Origin of the sequence: Chryseobacterium lactis (assembly GCF_003815875.1) — a bacterium.
Classification (GTDB): domain Bacteria; phylum Bacteroidota; class Bacteroidia; order Flavobacteriales; family Weeksellaceae; genus Chryseobacterium; species Chryseobacterium lactis.
Window position 1 is genome coordinate 83,524 of the sequence record NZ_CP033924.1, and the last position, 18,699, is coordinate 102,222.

20 protein-coding genes are annotated in these 18,699 nt (G+C 36.1%); 10 read left to right on the top strand and 10 right to left on the bottom strand.

The window, feature by feature from the left end; genetic code table 11:
• Positions 1-20 precede the first annotated feature (20 nt).
• A complete protein-coding gene (locus EG342_RS00405; RefSeq protein ID WP_103293979.1) occupies positions 21-1,430 on the bottom strand; it encodes an MFS transporter in 1,410 nt (469 codons plus the stop codon).
• 39 nt (positions 1,431-1,469) lie between these two features.
• Positions 1,470-2,033, bottom strand: a complete 564-nt coding sequence (locus EG342_RS00410) for a TetR/AcrR family transcriptional regulator (protein ID WP_103293978.1) — start codon at positions 2,031-2,033, stop codon at positions 1,470-1,472.
• A gap of 381 nt (positions 2,034-2,414) precedes the next feature.
• On the opposite strand from EG342_RS00410, the gene EG342_RS00415 reads away from it, so the two are divergent.
• Positions 2,415-3,038: a hypothetical protein gene (locus EG342_RS00415; RefSeq protein ID WP_103293977.1), complete on the top strand. Its 624-nt coding sequence runs from the start codon at positions 2,415-2,417 to the stop codon at positions 3,036-3,038.
• Between the two features lie 10 nt (positions 3,039-3,048).
• Here the strand turns inward: EG342_RS00415 and EG342_RS00420 are convergent, their stop codons facing one another.
• Positions 3,049-4,068 (bottom strand): NAD-dependent epimerase/dehydratase family protein, encoded by a 1,020-nt coding sequence (locus tag EG342_RS00420; RefSeq protein ID WP_103293976.1) that lies wholly within the window; start codon positions 4,066-4,068, stop codon positions 3,049-3,051.
• 59 nt (positions 4,069-4,127) lie between these two features.
• The gene (locus tag EG342_RS00425; RefSeq protein ID WP_103293975.1) at positions 4,128-4,703 is read right to left on the bottom strand and encodes a Crp/Fnr family transcriptional regulator; all 576 of its coding nucleotides are present in this window, start codon (positions 4,701-4,703) and stop codon (positions 4,128-4,130) included.
• Positions 4,704-4,840: 137 nt separating this feature from the next.
• Between EG342_RS00425 and EG342_RS00430 the strand changes: the two genes are divergently transcribed.
• On the top strand, positions 4,841-7,216 hold the full coding sequence (locus tag EG342_RS00430) for an outer membrane beta-barrel family protein (RefSeq protein ID WP_103293974.1): 2,376 nt from the start codon (positions 4,841-4,843) through the stop codon (positions 7,214-7,216).
• A gap of 94 nt (positions 7,217-7,310) precedes the next feature.
• On the opposite strand, the gene EG342_RS00435 is transcribed toward EG342_RS00430, so the two are convergent.
• Together EG342_RS00435 and EG342_RS25580 are read right to left on the bottom strand one after the other, a co-directional pair.
• Complete coding sequence (locus EG342_RS00435; protein ID WP_103293973.1) at positions 7,311-7,688, bottom strand: hypothetical protein; 378 nt, start codon at positions 7,686-7,688, stop codon at positions 7,311-7,313.
• Positions 7,688-7,822, bottom strand: coding sequence for a hypothetical protein (locus EG342_RS25580; protein ID WP_260232381.1), 135 nt, complete (start codon positions 7,820-7,822; stop codon positions 7,688-7,690). Before EG342_RS25580 ends, EG342_RS00435 begins: the two co-directional genes overlap by 1 nt.
• Positions 7,823-7,923: 101 nt before the next feature.
• On the opposite strand from EG342_RS25580, the gene EG342_RS00440 reads away from it, so the two are divergent.
• From EG342_RS00440 to EG342_RS00475, 8 genes are all read left to right on the top strand, one after another.
• Positions 7,924-8,556 (top strand): TetR/AcrR family transcriptional regulator, encoded by a 633-nt coding sequence (locus tag EG342_RS00440; RefSeq protein WP_103293972.1) that lies wholly within the window; start codon positions 7,924-7,926, stop codon positions 8,554-8,556.
• Position 8,557: 1 nt separating this feature from the next.
• Complete coding sequence (locus EG342_RS00445; protein ID WP_103294029.1) at positions 8,558-9,022, top strand: GNAT family N-acetyltransferase; 465 nt, start codon at positions 8,558-8,560, stop codon at positions 9,020-9,022.
• 11 nt (positions 9,023-9,033) lie between these two features.
• A complete protein-coding gene (locus EG342_RS00450; protein WP_103293971.1) occupies positions 9,034-9,855 on the top strand; it encodes a helix-turn-helix domain-containing protein in 822 nt (273 codons plus the stop codon).
• Positions 9,856-9,930: 75 nt separating this feature from the next.
• On the top strand, positions 9,931-10,521 hold the full coding sequence (locus EG342_RS00455; protein WP_103293970.1) for an NAD(P)H-dependent oxidoreductase: 591 nt from the start codon (positions 9,931-9,933) through the stop codon (positions 10,519-10,521).
• Positions 10,522-10,924: 403 nt separating this feature from the next.
• Positions 10,925-12,124, top strand: coding sequence for a tyrosine--tRNA ligase (gene tyrS / locus EG342_RS00460; protein WP_103293969.1), 1,200 nt, complete (start codon positions 10,925-10,927; stop codon positions 12,122-12,124).
• A 193-nt stretch (positions 12,125-12,317) separates the two neighbouring features.
• On the top strand, positions 12,318-12,839 hold the full coding sequence (locus EG342_RS00465) for a 3'-5' exonuclease (protein WP_103293968.1): 522 nt from the start codon (positions 12,318-12,320) through the stop codon (positions 12,837-12,839).
• A gap of 16 nt (positions 12,840-12,855) precedes the next feature.
• Entirely contained in the window at positions 12,856-13,620 is a 765-nt protein-coding gene (locus EG342_RS00470) for a hypothetical protein (protein WP_103293967.1), read from the top strand.
• A 20-nt stretch (positions 13,621-13,640) separates the two neighbouring features.
• Complete coding sequence (locus tag EG342_RS00475) at positions 13,641-14,087, top strand: GNAT family N-acetyltransferase (RefSeq protein WP_246008700.1); 447 nt, start codon at positions 13,641-13,643, stop codon at positions 14,085-14,087.
• 71 nt (positions 14,088-14,158) lie between these two features.
• Here EG342_RS00475 and EG342_RS00480 read toward each other — a convergent pair whose 3' ends face one another.
• The 4 genes from EG342_RS00480 to EG342_RS00495 are packed head-to-tail and all read right to left on the bottom strand — an operon-like array spanning position 14,159 to position 18,651.
• Positions 14,159-15,673, bottom strand: coding sequence for a helix-hairpin-helix domain-containing protein (locus EG342_RS00480; protein WP_103293966.1), 1,515 nt, complete (start codon positions 15,671-15,673; stop codon positions 14,159-14,161).
• Between the two features lie 3 nt (positions 15,674-15,676).
• On the bottom strand, positions 15,677-16,903 hold the full coding sequence (locus EG342_RS00485; protein WP_164465137.1) for a PP2C family serine/threonine-protein phosphatase: 1,227 nt from the start codon (positions 16,901-16,903) through the stop codon (positions 15,677-15,679).
• A 47-nt stretch (positions 16,904-16,950) separates the two neighbouring features.
• A complete protein-coding gene (locus tag EG342_RS00490) occupies positions 16,951-17,994 on the bottom strand; it encodes a TerY-C metal binding domain-containing protein (protein ID WP_103293964.1) in 1,044 nt (347 codons plus the stop codon).
• A gap of 18 nt (positions 17,995-18,012) precedes the next feature.
• On the bottom strand, positions 18,013-18,651 hold the full coding sequence (locus EG342_RS00495; RefSeq protein WP_103293963.1) for a vWA domain-containing protein: 639 nt from the start codon (positions 18,649-18,651) through the stop codon (positions 18,013-18,015).
• Positions 18,652-18,699 lie beyond the last annotated feature (48 nt).

Sequence of the window (18,699 nt, forward strand, 5' to 3'; positions counted from 1 at the left end):
CTACAAAAGTTCCAATTCATTTACATTCTCAGCATTCTTTTTTTGGGAAGGATATGATCCGGCACTTTAATAATGAAAATCATCACCAGTACTAAACAAAAAATATTAATAAAAGTGGCTACGGTAAATGCAATATGGTAATCTCCGGACGTTGGCTTTTCACCCAGAAAATAATAAAAAACACTTCCGACAGCAACAATCCCAACGATAGCCGCCACCTGCTGAAAAGTATTGTACACTCCGGATGCGTTACCTACAAGAGATTCAGGCATTCCTGATAAAGCAATATTGGCCAATGAAGGAATTATTGAACCTACTCCTACTCCATGTAAAAACAAAAGGAGATAAAAAAGATAAAAAGGAGTTTGGGTATTGAATACCAGAACTTGTATAATAAGAACCAAACTAATGAGACTAAGACCCGCAATCAAAACATTTTTTCCATGTCTGAGAATCATTCCCGGAGAAAACAAAGATGCCAGTATAAAACCTGCTCCCTGGAAAACAATGATTTCCCCGGCTGCCAGTGGATTCATCTTTAATCCATCCTGAAAGTATAAGGATAAAATATAAAAATAAGAATCCAGCATGATAAAAAAGAAGGAAACGGCTATGATCCCAAGATTAAAATTTTGATAACGAAACAATTTGAAATCAATCAGATAGGATCGATTTTTCAGAATTCTGGTTCTCTGATTTTTTATAAAATAAATTAATATCCCAACAGAAATAATGATTACAAGGATATTTTGCCAACCTATTCCTGCATGTTCCACGGCAGTAAGAGCATAAGTAAAACAAAACAACCCTGTTGAAAGTATAAAAACGCCCAGAATATCAAAGGATTTTTTAACCGGGGATTTAGATTCTTTCAACAATTTGAGGCTAAAAAAGATGGCCGGCAGACAAATCGGAATATTCATCAGGAAAATCAACCTCCATGACTCATCAATAACGGTTAGTGATGAAAAATATCCGCCCAGAAATTGCCCTAAAATCGTTCCTATTCCAATTGTAATTCCGTACCATCCCATAGCTTTAGTCCGTTCTTCATGGGTTGAGAATAAAATCTGTATCATCGCCAGCACTTGTGGAGCCATTGCCGCCGCACTGATTCCCTGTATAAATCTTGAAATAACAAGCTGGAGAGCATTTGCAGAAATTCCACAAGCCAAAGAGCTCAGCATAAAAAGCAGCAATCCAATGACAAAGATTTTTTTTCTGCCGTATAAATCTCCCAGCCTTCCCCCTGTAATCAGGAAAGAGGCAAACCCGATTAGATAAGAGGCAATCATAAACTGTATTTCACCGTTGGAGGCATGGATATCCCGCTGGATAGAAGGGATCGAGACGTTAATAATGAAAATATCCATAATGGTCAGCAGCTGTCCAAAAAGTATAATGATCAATATCAGATTTTTATGTATCATTTTTATATAGATATATCTATTTTTTAATATTAAAAAAAATTAGGGTAATAAGCCCTCTACAATTTTTTTCACCTGTCCGAAAGAATCACTGTTTTTGTTGATTGTTGAGGTTACGACAGCACCTTCGATCAACAGGAAAATATTGTCTGTAGTGATATCGGGTTCAGAGGCGCTACTTGTTTCTCCACAATTGATTATCAATAATTTGATTAAATCCTTCTGTTTTTCTTTATGCTTTTTCACAAAATCAAAAACTACAGGATTGCTGTCTCCTATTTCAGAAATAATCTTAATGAAATGACATCCTGCAAATTTCGAAGATTGCTGCAATTTTTTACGATAATCTACCAAAGCAAGTATTTTTTCTTTAGGCTCCGAAATATTAATTACACTGCTCTCAAAACCTTCGAACCAATTCTCTTCCTCTTTTAAAAGATAAGCCTGAAGCAAATCATTTTTAGATGAAAAGTGATTGTAGAGCGAACCGATAGCAATATCTGCCTCCGCTATAATCTGATTGATTCCCGTAGAATTAAAACCTTGTTTATAAAATAGTTCTGAAGCCACCCGGATAATTCTCTCTCTGACCTTTTCCTTTTTCATACTAAAACTTTTTACAAATCTAGACAAAAAATAGATAAGTCTATCTATTTTTTAAAATGAATAAAATTTTTATCTTGGTTTTATTGAAATAGTCAGGGTGTTTACAAACATTTTCTAAGAGATTACCATATTTCGCTCTTCTCTTAAAAAAAGCGGGAAGATTAAAGTATAAAAGACAAATGAAACATATTTTAATTATGATTTGGAATTTAGCAGAATTATAATTGTTTCAAATTTTCTGTTATGATCTCCGTCATTCTTCTTACCATCTCGGGATCAGACTTTTCAATAGTAGCATTACCATTCATTGCATACTATTTTTTAAATGTTATTTTGTATCTTTAATTACCATTTCCACAAAAATTATTTGGTAAAACAGCCATGGCAGAAGAACTTTATTTCATAAAAACCAATCCGAATATTGCCAAAATTAATTTGTACAATAAACTTTGCCGTGAAGAAGAAAATATTTTGAATTTTCTACAAAATGACACCCAGACTCATCTTGAGACCATTAAAGAAAAAGTAAAAGATTCTGTTGAAGAGCTCACCAAAGAAGAGCTTTCCAACATATTCTCCTGGTTTCATGCTCTTTATCCGTCAGATCATGAAGAGGTTAAAACACAACTTTTTGTCCATGGGATAGATCTTTTTTATGAAATTCCGTCTACAGAAGAGGCACAGCATTTTCTACAGATTCTTTCTGATTATGAAAAATTTTCTCAACAGCACCTTGATTATATTGTTAATGCTCAAAATTTTAATCAATTCCTGGTCTATGGAATATTTTTCACTGAAATTCTTACCAGAGAACAAGGCAAGGAAAATATTCTTTCCGATTATCTGAAACCGGACTACCCGGATTTATATGTACTTGCTGAAAACCAAAGCAGAGAACAAAATTTTGATGGAAATAAGGGACTTATTCTTCAACATGATTTTACGGAATTGTATGATCTTACCAAGTTCTACAAAGGATCTATTATCCAACTGGAACATCAATAAAAGGACATTATTATGTCCCTTTTAAAAATTCCGGTTTTTTCATCAGGTAATCTAAGGCTTCCTTCACGGCCTGTTCAGGACTTTTGGGATTGAATCCCAGTTCATTTCTGGCTTTGGAAATATCAAAATTCTGCTGTAATCCAGAAAACATAGAAATATCTTTTCTCGTTAACAACGGAGCCTTTCCGCTTAGTTTAGCAGTAAATTCCATCAGGGTCGCTATAGAAAAAAGAATAGCTTTCGGAACGGAATTGGGGGCTTTAAGTTTAAGTTCAGGATAAAGTTTTCCCGCCAGAATTGTCGTATCGGTAATGGTCATACATCGTTCATTTGCTAAAATATAGCGTTCACCGGGTCGTCCTTTTTCAGCTGCAAGGAAACAGCCTTCCGCTACATCTTTCACATCGACCCAATTCAGTGTAATCTTAGTGTCGACGGGAATTTCTTTATTCAGGATAAGTTTTAATACTCCATAGGAAACATTCAATGGTAAAAATGCTTCACTGCCAATCATTGCGGCGGGCATTACGGAAACCAGTTCGATTCCATATTTGGCAGCCAATTCAAAAGCAAGCTTTTCGCCGTCATTTTTAGAATTATAATACATATCTCTTCTGTCAGGATTATAGCCATTACTTTCTTTAGCAGGAAGTTTTGTATAATCCAGAGCTGCGATGGAACTCACATAAACAATTCTTTTTACTCCAGCTTCAGCAGCGGCTTCAATGGTATTCCGGGTACCATTCATATTGACGTCGTAGATTTCTTTTTTGGGATCTTTAGCCCAAAGTTTAAAAGACGCGCCAACGGCATAGAATGTTTCAACCCCCTGAAGCGCTTTCACAAATGAGGCTTTATCAGTAATATCAGCCTGCATCACTTCACAATTCAACCCATCAAAAGGCTGTTTATTATTGATATTCCGCACTGTTGCCCGTACGGGAATATCTTTACTCAATAAAAACCTTACCAGATTATTTCCTAAATGTCCGTTTGCTCCTGAAACCAGACTCAAATTATTCTTTGCCATTGCATTAATTTTAATGCTACAAAGTTCAATCTTCGGCTTCCTGAACCGCTTGACTTTTGTTAGTTAATTATTTTTCTTCTGATCCTGCTGAGACTTTCCGGTTTCATTCCCAAAAAAGAGGCGATGTATTGAATGGGAACATTTTGAATGATTCCGGGATAATCTTTCATCAGTTTAAGATATCGTTGCTCCGCGTTCAGAACTGACAATTCTCTTGAACGGTTCTCGTTATACGTAATTGATTTTTGAAAAACAGAAATACTAAAATCTTTCATCGCCCGGCTTTTTGTTACCAGGAGATCAAGATTGTCTTTACTGATCCTTAGAAGTTCACAATCTGTAATACATTCCACATGATCTGCAGAAACTGTTGCGTTTATAAAATGAGAATAGGATGTAAAAAAGCCGGGTGGGCAATTGATATGTGTGGTCACTTCATTTCCACTTTCATCCGAATAAAATATCCGGAGATATCCGGAAACGATATAATACAGATATTCCGGCACTTTTCCGGCTTCTTCTATGATGGTGTTCCGGGAATATGTAACCGGTTCAAAATACATTTGGACAGCTTCAATTTCCTCCTGACTAAAATCATGTTCGGAGCGAATGTGCTGTAGAAGTTTATCGTGCATTGAAGTGAATATTTTTCTCTGTCTGACACAAAAATACTCAAAGAAAATGGTAAAATCCTGCACTAACTTAAAAAGATTTTTCACCACTTCATGTAATACTCTACGTTCAAAAATTGTCTTATATAAAAAAACTAAGTATGAATCGAAAGATCATTATTCTTTTAAGTCTTATCTCCACATCATTTCTTTTTGCGCAAAGTCTGGAAGGAACGATTACAGATAAAGACAGCAAACCGGCGGGAGAGATCGAAGTTGTACTCACAAAAGACAATGCTAAATTTTCTGCTATTACAGATGACAAAGGAACGTTTAAGATTCCTTTGAAAGAACAAGGAAATTATTTACTTGAAATCATAAAAGACGGTGTAAAAACTAGCAGTGATACTATTACGGTAAAAGGCAATGAAAGAAAAGACCACCAGATTAAAGAAGCTCCTATTCAGGAGCAAAAGATAGAGGGAGTAACCGTTACGGCAAAGAAAAAATTATTCGAAAGAAAAGTAGACCGTCTGGTTTTCAATGTAGAAAATTCTGTGGCTTCACAGGGTATCGATGCTATTGAAGCTTTAGCCAAAACGCCAATGGTAAAAACCAGTGATGATGCGATCAGTATTGCCGGAAAAAGTAATGTGGCCGTGATGATCAATGACAGATTACTCAACCTCAACGGGCAGGAACTTATTAACTATTTGAAAACACTGCGTTCTGATGATATCTTAAAAATTGAGGTCATCACTACTCCACCTGCAAAATATGAAGCAGAAGGAAAGAGCGGACTGATCAATATTATTCTTAAAAAAAGTGCAAATCTGGACTGGAACGGATCTATTCAGACTTCAGGAAATTATTTCTGGGGAAAACCTACTGTTTCCTCAAGAGGCGGAGCAACTTTCAATTATCAGGGTGAAAAATTGTCTCTCAGCACCAATTTATCTGCCGGAGATAACTTCTGGCAGTATGATACCTACAATTACCTGAAAAGTACCGTCAATTCTGATTATTGGAACCGCGACAGTGACAATCTGAATAATTATAAGTATACCAGTGGAAACATAAAATCAGAATATAAAATCAATGACAAAAACCTCGTAGGAATTAATTATAATTACTCACACAGCAATCCTTTAGAGAAAGGCAAAAGTAATTCGGTAAGGGCTAATAGCGATGGTATTCTTAATATTCTTTCTGATTTCAGTAACAGAAACAGCAGAGATGTTCATAATGCCAGTGCATTTTATGAAGTAAAACTAGACAGTGCCGGAGGTAAACTGAACCTTACCGCCAACCTGATGATCAATAATTCTAATGCGAAAAATTTGTCGAACACCGTTACCTCTGAGACTATTTCTACCATGGCGAATCCTATCAGCAAATACAGAATTTATTCAGGGCAGGCTGATTTTGAGAAAACTTTTGCTAAAATAAAAACGGAAGCAGGATTAAAGTATACAAGGATTAAAAATAATTCAGAATTTAATTTTTTTACTATTGAAAATAACCAGTACAATTTAAATCCTGCCCGTACCAATACTTTCCTTTACAATGAGCAAAACTATGCTGCTTATGTATCAACCAATTTTAAAATCAGTGAAAAATGGGACGCAAAAGCAGGGCTTCGCTATGAATATACGACCCTGGAAGGTATTTCAATGAATGATAACCTATCCAATCAGATTAAATATGGAAAATTCTTTCCTACAGCTTATTTAAGTTATAAGCCTAATGAAAATCATGCATTTTCACTCAACTATTCAAGGAGAATTTCCCGTCCGTATTTCGGAAACCTCAATCCTTTCAAATATTACACCTCGGAATATGAATACAATACGGGAAATCCTTATTTGCTGCCTTCATTTTCAGATATTTTTGAATTCGGATATGTTTTAAAAAACAGCTTCAATGTCACCCTGTATTACAATAAAAATAAAAATAACTGGGACAGAATTCAGATGGTAGATGGAAATGTAAAATACAGTATCGTCAAAAATTTCTACGATGAAAATCAGGCAGGAATCAATATCAGCTACAATTACAATAAACTGAAATGGCTTGAATCCAGTATTTTTATGAACGGTTATTATACCCAATCGAAATCTTACGATCCTTTGGTTCTTCCCGCACCGGCAGGATACAGTGCCAATTTTAATCTCGATAATAGTTTTTTCCTTAATAAAGAGAAAACGGTAACCTTACTGTTGGGGCTTTGGAGCAGTCTTCCTAATAGAAATGGAAATACTTATTACTATTCAAGTGCTTCGCTTTATACCGGAATGAAGCTAAGTTTGATGAACAAAAAGCTGCTTCTCAATGTGTATTTAAACGATATTCTGAATACCAATCGTGAAAAGGGAATAGAATACTATCCCTCATACAATGTGGATTATCAATACAAAGGAATTACCCGAAACGTACATCTTTCTCTGACGTATAAATTCGGAAACAATGATGTAAAGGGTGCTACAAAACAAATTAAGTTTGAAGAGTCAAACAGAGCAGGTGGCTCTGGTAATTAAAATGATCAGTTCAAGAGGATAAAAACTATACCACGGCCAACAGGCTCCTGTTTATGGGATCTGTTGGCCATTTTTTATGAAGATAGGATTCAAATCAAATCCTCACTTTTTTATTCTTAGAAAAATGAAATGGTTTTATTTTAAAAATATAATATAACATTCCACCGGCAAAATAGGCAAGCACATCAAAAAAATCTCCGGTAAATACGTTGGATAGCTGAGGGCAAAGTACTTCAAAAAGAAAAGACAGGTATAGCACTGAAGTGATCACAAATTTCAGATCAGGTTTCCACCGGTATTTCAATACTGAATTCATGATCAATTCTATCAGATAACAATACATCGGTACTGTGATAAAATCTGTAAAATGATTGTTGATCACAGAAATGTAAATACCCTTTCTTCTCAATAAAATAATTCCGGCCCATGCCGCCAATCCCAACAAAAACCAATATGAAACCCTGCTTTTCATTACATATGAAGTATTGCCATAATTAACCCGATAATCACCTGCAGGATCTTCGACATGATTTCCTGTACATCAGTTTCACTTTTATTTTCGTCTTTCTCCGTTGCCTCGTAATTAAATTTTTGTTTTCCTTCCATTGCTATAAGATTTGATATTGCAAAGATATCAAATTAGAACATTTGTTCTAATTTTAAAAATATGATTTATTCCACTCTTATATTCTTATCTTTGAGGTATTATGAACACCAAAGAAAAGATTCTGTCTAAGGCGCTGGAATTGTTTAATGAAAAAGGCTACAACACTGTTACTACAAGGCATATTGCGGCGGAGCTCGGTATCAGTGCCGGAAATCTGCATTATCATTTCAAGCATTCTGAAGACATCATCAAGATTTTGTTTTCACAACTGGTTATCAACATGGATGAGCTTTTGAACCGGATGAAGAAAATGGAGATAAAAACGCTTAAAGATCTTTATTCATTTACTTTTTCTACTTGTGAAATATTTTATTCATACCGTTTTATTTTTGTCAACTTCGTCGATATTCTAAAAGAAATTTCTGAAATAAAATTACAGTATGAAGAAATTCATGTAAACAGAAAGGAAGAGTTTCAACTCATATTCTCAGGATTTCAAAAACATAATATCTTTAAAAAAGACATTCCGGATTTTCTTATGCACAGCCTTATTGAGCAAATTTTCATCATTGCAGACAACTGGCTTACCCATAACAGATTAATTTTAAAACTTGAAAAAGAAGCAGCAGTATGGCATTATACATTGCTTCAGATGAATCTCTTTTATCCTTTGCTGACTGAAAAACAGCAACAACTTTACGAGAAACAATATATTCAACCACAAAATGTATAAAATGATCATTAGAAGAGGTGTTGAAAGTGACCTGCCCGGGATGAAACAGCTTTTTGCAGAAACGATTACTGAAATCTGTAAAAAAGACTATACTCCGGAACAGCTTCAGGCATGGAAGTCCGGTGTTGACAATCATCAAAGATGGGAAAAAGTAATAAAGGAACAATTTGTTTTGATTGCTTTATCGGAAAATAAGATCGTTGGTTTTTGTACTTTAGATCAGGGAAATTATATTGACCTCCTGTTTGTGCATCAAAATGAGCAACATCATGGAATTGCCTCCGGTCTTTACGCATTGATGGAAGAGGAAGCACTCCGGAAAAATGAGGTAACACTGTCTGCGGATGTTAGTAAAACGGCAAAACATTTTTTTGAAAAGAAAGGATTCCAGGTGGTGAAAGAGCAAATTGTCACTGTAAAAGGTATTAACCTCATCAACTATAAAATGCAGAAAAACATCAAATAAAAATGTGACATATGCAGGATCCACAAGAAGAATATCACCAATATCGAATTCCGGTATCTGTTGAATTTGAAAATGTATTTACCCATTTTTATTTTGCAGAAAACAGGTCTGATCATCCTGTGACGAAAACCCTGCTTCCTACTTTTCAAACTATTCTATTGTTTTGCTTCGGAAAAGCATCCATGTCTACCCGGGAAGAAACAATTGTAGATGTTGATCAGTGTTTATTTTTCGGGCCGGTACGACAGGCCTTTGAGTACACCCTTTTCCCGGAAACATCGATTCTTGTTGCCAATTTTAAGGAAGATGCTTTCTTCAGATTTTTTGGAAAAATAGCATATGAGAATCATTCTGTACGCCACCCTGATCAGTTGCTGGCAGAAAATTGTTTTACCGATCTATGGCACCAGCTTAGTGAAATTGGGTCCGTAACTGAGAAAGTTGATCATATTTTAGAATTTTCAAAACCTTATTTGCAACAGCAGGATTGTACCAGCCAGCTTTTGACCCGTTTTGAAAATCATCATCTGGATCCGGTGAAAACGATCGCAGAACAAACCCACCAGACTGAAAGAAATGTTCAACGCAAGCAAAAGGAAAGGTTTGGTTATTCTGTAAAGGAAATTACCCGGTACAACCGCTTTTTACAAGCCATCAAAATCATTGAAAACGGAATGGTAAAAAAGAATAAAATAAACTGGTTTGCCATTATTGATGAATGCGGCTATTATGATCAAAGCCAGCTTATCCATGATTTCAAACATTTCTTGCATATCTCTCCTTCCCAATATGTAAAATTTCAACAGGATATCTGCAATCCGAAATCTGAATAGACAGATTTCGTTTTCTTACAATTTTTAAACGGATCGCTGCTCTAATTTTGTCCTATAAATTAAAAAAACAGAGTAATGAAACATTTAATCATTTATGTACATCCGAATGAAAACAGTTTAAACCACAACCTGTTAGAACATGTTGAAAATATTCTTCAATCAGAAAATCACGAGATTAAAGTAAGGGATTTGTACACTCTTCATTTTGATCCTGTTTTATCCTTAGATGATATGAACGGCTGGCATACCGGACAAGTATCGGAAGACGTTAAAACAGAGCAGGATCATATTTCCTGGGCAGATCAGATTACATTTATCTATCCTATATGGTGGACGGGATTACCAGCGATGATGAAAGGATATATAGACCGTGTTTTCAGTTATGGTTTTGCGTATCGCTATGATCAAGGTATTCAAAAAGGTCTTTTAAAGGGAAAAAAAATAGTTATTATCAATACTCATGGGAAGTCTCATGAAGAGTATCAGCAATCCGGGATGGACAAGGCCTTGTCTCTTACTTCAGATCATGGTATTTTTATCTACTCCGGTTTTGAAATCATCCGTCATTTCTTTTTTGATAAAGCAGATAAGGCAACCTCTGAAAATATAGATTTGTGGAAAAAGCAAATCGAAAACACTTATTATCAGTCTGTTTTGAATGATTAATAAACCTGATTCAGTAAGACTTTCATATCATTATCGGATATTTTACCGATAGAGGATTTGTGGCATGGAATTCGCTTCAGAGAGGATAAGTAAAATTGTTTTGAACCTTTATTTTAAACCATTAAGATTCGTAAAAGGTTAAGTTTTTTTTAAAAACAAATCTTGTTATAACCTTACAAATTATCTTAATGGTTTAAATATTGGATCTTTCAAAAATTTCTATATTTGCAATACTAATGAAACATTTAAACAGCATATTGCGTCTTCCTTTTTTCAGTGAGTATTACAACCCGTACTATCGTTCGGGAAAACTTTCTATAGCTATCATTCAATAAAATAATCTAACGATATATAGAGCCCGGACAGTACCTGTCCGGGCTTTTTCATTTTAAAATAATTCAATATGATCAATACATTAAAAGAAAATGTGGCCATCATCCTACCTGAGAATGGATTGGAAGAAAAATTAAAGTTGGCCAAAGAAGAAAACAGAACATTATCCATTAAGCTGGGTTTTGATCCTACAGCACCTGATCTTCATCTGGGGCATGCCGTCGTACTAAAAAAACTGAAACAATTTCAGGATATTGGGCACCAGATTATTATTGTTGTAGGAAGTTTTACTGCCAGAATCGGAGATCCAACAGGAAAGAACAAGGCAAGGATGTCTTTAACTCCTGAAGAAGTGCAACATAATGCTGAAACGTATATTAATCAGCTTTCCAGGGTTATTGATGTAGAAAAAACCAAGATCGTGTTCAATTCCGATTGGCTTGATGCTCTTGATTTTTCGGAAGTCATTCAGCTCCTGTCAAAAGTTACAGTCGCGCAACTGATGCATCGTAATGATTTCAATAAAAGATTTACAGAAAACACTCCGATTGCGATGCATGAATTGGTTTATCCTATTCTTCAGGGTTTTGATTCTGTCAAAATCGAGTGTGATATTGAAATGGGAGGAACCGACCAGCTGTTCAATTGTACCATGGGCAGACAGCTTCAGGAAGTTCATCAGATGCCGGCTCAGATTGTCATGTGTATGCCGCTGCTGAAAGGTCTTGATGGCAAAGAAAAAATGAGCAAATCCTTACATAACATCATTGGCCTCACTGATGCACCCAACGAAATGTTTGGAAAAACCATGTCTACTCCGGATACTTTGATCGATGAATTTATTGACCTCACTACAGATTTTACCGTTGAAGAAAAAAAGGAATTAAAATCCAGAATAGAAAGCGGTCAAAATCCAATGGATATCAAAAAGCTGATTGCCAAAAATATTATCAGACAATACCATGATGAAACCTCAGCAGAACATGCTGAACAGTTCTTTACCAATCAGTTTCAGAATAAAAATTTTGAGGAAAAATCCTATGAATCGGTTCAGATCACTACTTTACAGCATGATAACAGCAAAGCTTTATTAATAGAACTTTGTCATCAATTGAAAAAAGATCTGAGCAAATCAGCAATACGAAGATTAATTGAAAACGGAGGCGTTCAGGTGGATAACCTGAAAATAACTGATCCCAATGAAAAAATTGAACTCTTCCCTCAAACTAAGATAAAGATTGGAAAAAGGGCATTTTTTGAGCTTGTATAACGAAGATGGAAGCCAGAAGCTGGATCTGCCTGAAGGGTAAAAACTTATTGTAGATTATTTGTAATTAATAGCTACGAGAACTGATAAGATAATAATACTTCTAACCTGCGGCTTCCCACTTCCAACCTAAGAAACTTTTTTGTTACTGCATCATCTTAAATCAATATCTTCGTTCTATTAAAAACCAGTATCAATGAGCTATATCATGGTCGATATTGAATCGGATGGGCCGATTCCGGGAGATTTTTCAATGGTATGTTTTGGTGCCGTTCTTGTCAATGAAGAACTGGATACAACATTCTATGGAAAGCTGAAGCCTGTTTCTGAGAAGTTTAATCCTGATGCTTTAGCTGTTTCCGGCTTCAGCAGAGAAGAAACAATGCAGTTTGACGATCCCAAGAAGGTCATGCTCGAATTTGAAGAATGGATTGAGAAACATTCCAAAGGAAGACCTATTTTCATCAGTGACAATAATGGTTTCGACTGGATGTTTATCTGTTGGTATTTTCATCATTTTACCGGCAAAAATCCTTTCGGTTATTCTTCCAGAAGACTTTCTGACCTGTATTGTGGTCTGGAAAAAGATACTTTTGCCCAATGGAAGCATCTTCGCAAGACAGAACATACGCACAATCCCGTGGATGATGCCAGAGGAAACGCAGAAGTTCTTCTGTACATGAAGAAAGAAATGGGACTTAAAATAAGTTTTAAATAATCTCCACCAGCCAATCATGAAAAGAGCACTCTCAATGTATATGTTTGATAAAGACAAAGCTTCCACCCGGCTTTATGAAGATCTTCAGCACAGGTTATATCATACCCAGACGTTCAGGGATTACATTGAAGAAAGAAAAAGAGAGCCTAATACCGATAACATCAGTTTCGAAAATATTCTGGAAACTGTAAAAAATGATATTAATCTCATTACTATTGACGACCTGCTTGAAATCACCTTATTCTTCAATAGTCAGTTGTATCCGTTGTTTTCACAGGATTCTTCGGAAGTAAGAGTAAAATATATTGAGGACCTGTATGATTATTTAGGGATTACCTGCCTCTACCAACTTCCTGATTCAGCCTGTACAGCGTATTCTTATCAATACGAATGGTATACGGAAACTTTTCCCATTGACCGGTTGTATAAAGACAAAGGTGCGAACATCCGATCAGATGATTTTTTACATTTCAATGACTATGTAATTCTGGTAGCCAAAGGACTTATTGATACTAAAGTAATTGAATATGAATGTGAACTGACCAGTCATGAAGAACTGATAATCGAGACAATAAAAACTGAATACCAGGATCATGTTCTGCTTCTTGAGATTATTGAGGAGCAGGTGAAATTTCTTGTCAGGATATTTTATCCGGATGACCGAAGTCCTTATGTTCACACCGTCTATCATGCTTGTGAGTTTTTAAAACAATCTATACAAATGAAATCCATGATTAATACTAAAAACAATCCGAGAATTGTTATCTTAGATTCTTATTAATGCTAATTGGAACTCAAAAAATGATGAAGCCTCAACTTACCTATCAAAAAGCCACAGAAAACGATATTGACTATCTGCTTGATCTCAGAATCAAAACAATGGTTCCGCATTATGGGGATTCCGGTCTTCCAACAGACAGGGAAACAACTCTTCAAAGAGTTCTTTTTGAATTTGAAAAAGCAAACGTTATTTTTCTGGATCATCTTCCCGTTGGACTACTCAAAATAAATAAGGAGCATGATAATATAGAGGTTATGCAACTTCAGATTGATCCCAATCAACAAGGTAAAGGATTGGGAAGAATGATTCTGACTGATATTCTGGAAGAAGCGTCAAACAAAGGAAAAACAGTAACATTAAGTGTTTTAAAAACCAATAAAGCACAACATCTCTATTCCAGCCTCGGTTTTAAAATTGTAGGCGAAGATGAACATTCTTACTTTATGAAAATAGAAAACCGAGCATAAATAACAAACTCAATTACACGCTCACTCTCAAACCCTCTAACTCTAATATTCTCTCACTCTCCGACACAATCTCACCCATTATTTGCCATTGTCACATACATCAATCTTCCTCCTTCTTCCGCAGACAACAGTATTTTTTTACCGTCCGTTAACTCTACCATAGAACCCGGAGGAATCTCTTTTTGTTCTGTAATGTCTTTCATATCCGGTAAGCTTTGATTCACTAATACCCATTTCCCCTGATGAAAGGTGAAATACCCGACAGGCATTTTGTCCTGCATCGTCAGGTTTTCGTTGCGGATCACTTTCCTGGAAACATGCCATTTGAATAAATATTGATTATGATAGACCATCAACCGGTGGTTTTCCGGTTTCCATACCTCATCATCAAATTTGAAATACAAATCTAAAACCGGAAGTGTTCCCTGATGCAGAGTCCCGCAGAAAGGGCATTTTGGATTGCTGGTATTATCAAAAACATACCATTTTTCAGTACAACCGGAATTTTGACAAGGTTGTATGAGATCAACTGTTTTCAACAAAGCAGTTTCCCATTCATTAGCAGTGGGGCGTCTGATCGGATCATGCAATCCGTCTACAAAGGCTTTTTTAAATAAATCCGAAATATAAGGTCCCGTTATGGTGTAGGGAATGGTATCAGGATCACCCCAGAAAGCATCCCATTTTCTAAGATGGTCGGCTCTTACTTTATTGGATGGATCGTTATGATGTTCTATGAACAGGGCTTTTTCACCCATAGATATTATTTCATCCTTTTCGGAATCAAGATCCCATATTTTTCCGCCCCGCAAAGGATGTCTTCTCAACAGATACATATAAATAAGGACTGCAAGAGCATGTAAATCCGTTTTCTGGTTGGGAAGATGCCTGCCTGGATCCTGAAGTCCCAGGTGTTTTGTTTTTAAAACCTCAGGAGCAATGAAATCGGCAGTACCAATGACTTCAGGTGGGAAGAGTTTCGGAACGACGAGTCCGTCAATATCAATAATACAGGCAGATTTGGTAACAGGATCTACCAAAATATTATTGTAAGAAAGATCAGAATGCGCCAGTCCCATTTGATGTAATTTTTTAACACCCCTGCTTATATTAATTCCGATCTGAAAATAGCTAAGCCAATCACCCAACTCCGATTGATCAAGCCTCAGCGGGTATTGCTGGTTCCTGAACATCGGTGCTGTAAACCATTTCCCTACTTTATCTTCCCCCTGAATATTATCTGAACCTATATACCCTTTGGAAAAGAAAAATTTCTGATGATAAACAGGAACAACAATTCCTGTTAGCTTTCCCTTTTCAACAATATCGTACGGCCATCTGAAAATTTCATTCAGGAAATATTCAGCAGCATTTCCTTTTTGTATATTTTGCAGATATGTAGAGACAATTCTCATGATCCTTTCTTTCTGACCTTCATCCAGCGGACTTCGGTAAAAAGCAATAACATAGTCTCTGTCCGGAGAAAAGTAAACATCCTTTACGCCTCCCTGAATGGGCTTTTCATCAACATATTCGTAAGATTTGGCTGTGTCCAGAACGGAAACAACCTTAATGGTCTTTTTCATGTTTTAATAAATTATAGCCAATGTTCTGTCATCGTGATTTCCTCTGCTCCAGAAATCACTCCAATCCAGGAGTTGTTGTTCAATTTCTATATCATTAGTAAAATCGACTTGTGCCTGATCATCATTATTACCACTCAGATCATTGAAGAAGGTCTTCCAGCTTTCCAGATCTTCCAGTTTATTTTCGGTAGCGAATTTAGCATCATAAATACCATCAGTCATTAGGACAAGGTGTGAAAAGTTATCCACACAGGTAATTCCAAAACGGGAAACAATCTTTTCGCTGAAAATTTCTTTCATCGTGATAAAACGTGTACCACCACTGAATTCTCCCACATCCATTGTATTCAAAAGTTGCACTTTAGAAAAATCAGAATTGATAAGGTTAATGGGACAGTCTCCCACTCCGAAAGTCAGGATCACATACCCGAAACTGAATTTTTTAACCAATGCAAAAATAAGGGTGGCATTAAGGTCATTCACGGAAAGATTATTTTCTGTCGCGATCTTTTCCAGCGATTGATAAGCAGACAAAGTTCCCTGATACAAAAGCCTTAGGATATTTTGTCTGCTTACAGATTCTATCTCGCAGGATGTATCAGAAGAATAAAGCTCCTGAATATTTTCATCAACCTCCTTTATAATCTGATAAGAATTAAAAAAATGATTGATTGAATTGACTGCAACCCTGGAACCTTCTCTTGCCAACTTTGCTGATCCGGCACCATCTGAAATGGAAATAATATTCCACCCCGAAGGAAGTTCAAGAACGGAAAAATCATCTTCTCTGAATTTCCCTTCATGCGCGTGAGATCTTCCTCTTTTCGAGGCAATGACAATTTTTTTGTCTGAAAATTTTCCTTTAAATGAGGCTTCATCCGGTTTATAGAAATCAGCATTTTTGTCAGCCGGAATATTCTTCCACAAATCTTTTGGATTGGCATTGACAAATAGCTGTATTTTTTTTATTTCAAGATTCTTTGGATCACCGGTATGGTAAAATTCAATAGTTAAATTATAAACATTGGCCGCTGCCGGAATTCCCGATATTTTATCACTCTCAAAAACAAGTCCGGTTTCTTCCAGGTTTTCAATATTTTTGATTTTTATATTTGAAAAACCATCCATATCAAAACAGAATTCATAAAACTGTTTAGAACTTGCATTTTTTAAGACCCAATGAGCTTCCCTGAACTCTTCTTTCTCTTTTTCAATAACAGATTTGTCCATATTTTTTTTTGAAGCTCCAAAATAAAATGAAGGTATTTTCATAGGCTTTATCCCAATGTTCTGTTGATATCAAATCCTTCGCTGGAAAAGCCATAATAATCGGATGTTCCACACCACGGACATTTATTATATCCTTCACCGCTCAAGCAATGAATACCTCCACAAGAGCAAGTTGCCAATGCTATAGGATTGGCACAATGAGGACAGGAAGTCCCTCCCTGCAATTCTTCTATGGAAATCTTCAAATTACTCCTCTGTGAAGACGAAAGCCTGTAATATGCCTTTTCATCAATTTTATAAGCTCCATCTAATCTGTAATATCTCGTAGACATTCCAGGAATACTCGATTCTGCGAATGTCTTTTTAAATTTCATCAGATATAACTTTTCAGTTTCCGAACATTTTCCGTTTAAAACAACAAAATTATTGTCCGGGAATCTCTGTTCCATTTCCGGATCTACTTTTTCAAGAATAACAGAATCTATTTTAGAAAGATTAATCCCTTCTTTCTTTGCCTCGGTAACACTCTGGCTGGTTGTTTTGATAGAATCGGTAACCCATTTAAAGAATTCTTTATAAGAATTTTCATCCGTATTATTAAACAATAAAACATTCTCGGCCAGAGAACCCAGAAGCTTGTAGTTTGTATTTTCACCTATGGATACTGCAATTGTATTGGCTTTCCCATTATATTTATTGTTCCATCGTTCAATAGCTTTCGTGGCATCATCGGTTGGCACTCCGTCTGTAAACAGAAAAACAATAGGCTTCCAGTCACCTTTCCGATCATATGTGGTTTTTACAATATCACGGTCGATACAGTCCATAATTTTAATTAAACCCTGAGATAATGAAGTACCGCTTCCGATAGGAATCTTCGGTGGGTAAAAACTGATAATATCCTGAAGCGGAGTAATCACCTCTGCCTCTCCCGCAAAACCTACCACAGAAATGTAAACTGTTTCTAAGGAATAGGGATCCTTTTTTAATTCTCTGATGATATTGGCAATACCTTCCTGTACCTGCTCAATAGGATCTCCTACCATAGATTCGGAGATATCTACTAAAAAATAAATAGGTAATCTTCTCATACCTGTACAAACAATTTTTTAAATAATAATATTAAGTTCTGATGGTGGCGGAGGCAATGTAATTACTTCTCCCGTACTTTGTGATTTCCCTCCCTGAGTGATAGATGAACTGACCCACCTGAAAAAGGAAGAAAGTGTAATAGCGTCTGTAGTATCCAATTTTACTACGTGATCTGTAAGTTCCTTAAGAAACTGTTCATCTGCTTTAGGACCCGCTGCACAACCTACAATAGCCCCAAACTCAAGATCCCTGAGCACAGGAATCATCTGTCTGTATTTCTGAAGGTCCGAAGGCTTCCCGTCAGTAAATATAAAAAGTAACGGCTGCCAGTCTCCTTTCTCATCGGCAGAACCTTTCACAATCTCTTTTTTTACAAGCTCTGCAACCATTTCCAATGCAGCTCCCGTATGCGTTGGCCCACTATCAGGGCAGGTAATTTCCATAGGATAAAAATTGGCAAGACCAATCAATGGAACAATATTCCTGACCTCCCTGTCAAAAGTGATCACGCTAAGGTGAAGGCTGTCCATCGCCTGCGGATCTGCACGAAGCATACTGATAAGCCCATTGAATCCGTTATTCAATGCCTGGATAGGTTCTCCGTTCATAGAACCGGAAGTATCCAATAAAAAATAGGCTAATAATCTTCTGGTCATTATAAGACAATATTAATTCTGAAGCCGGCGGAGGAAGTCGAAGACTTC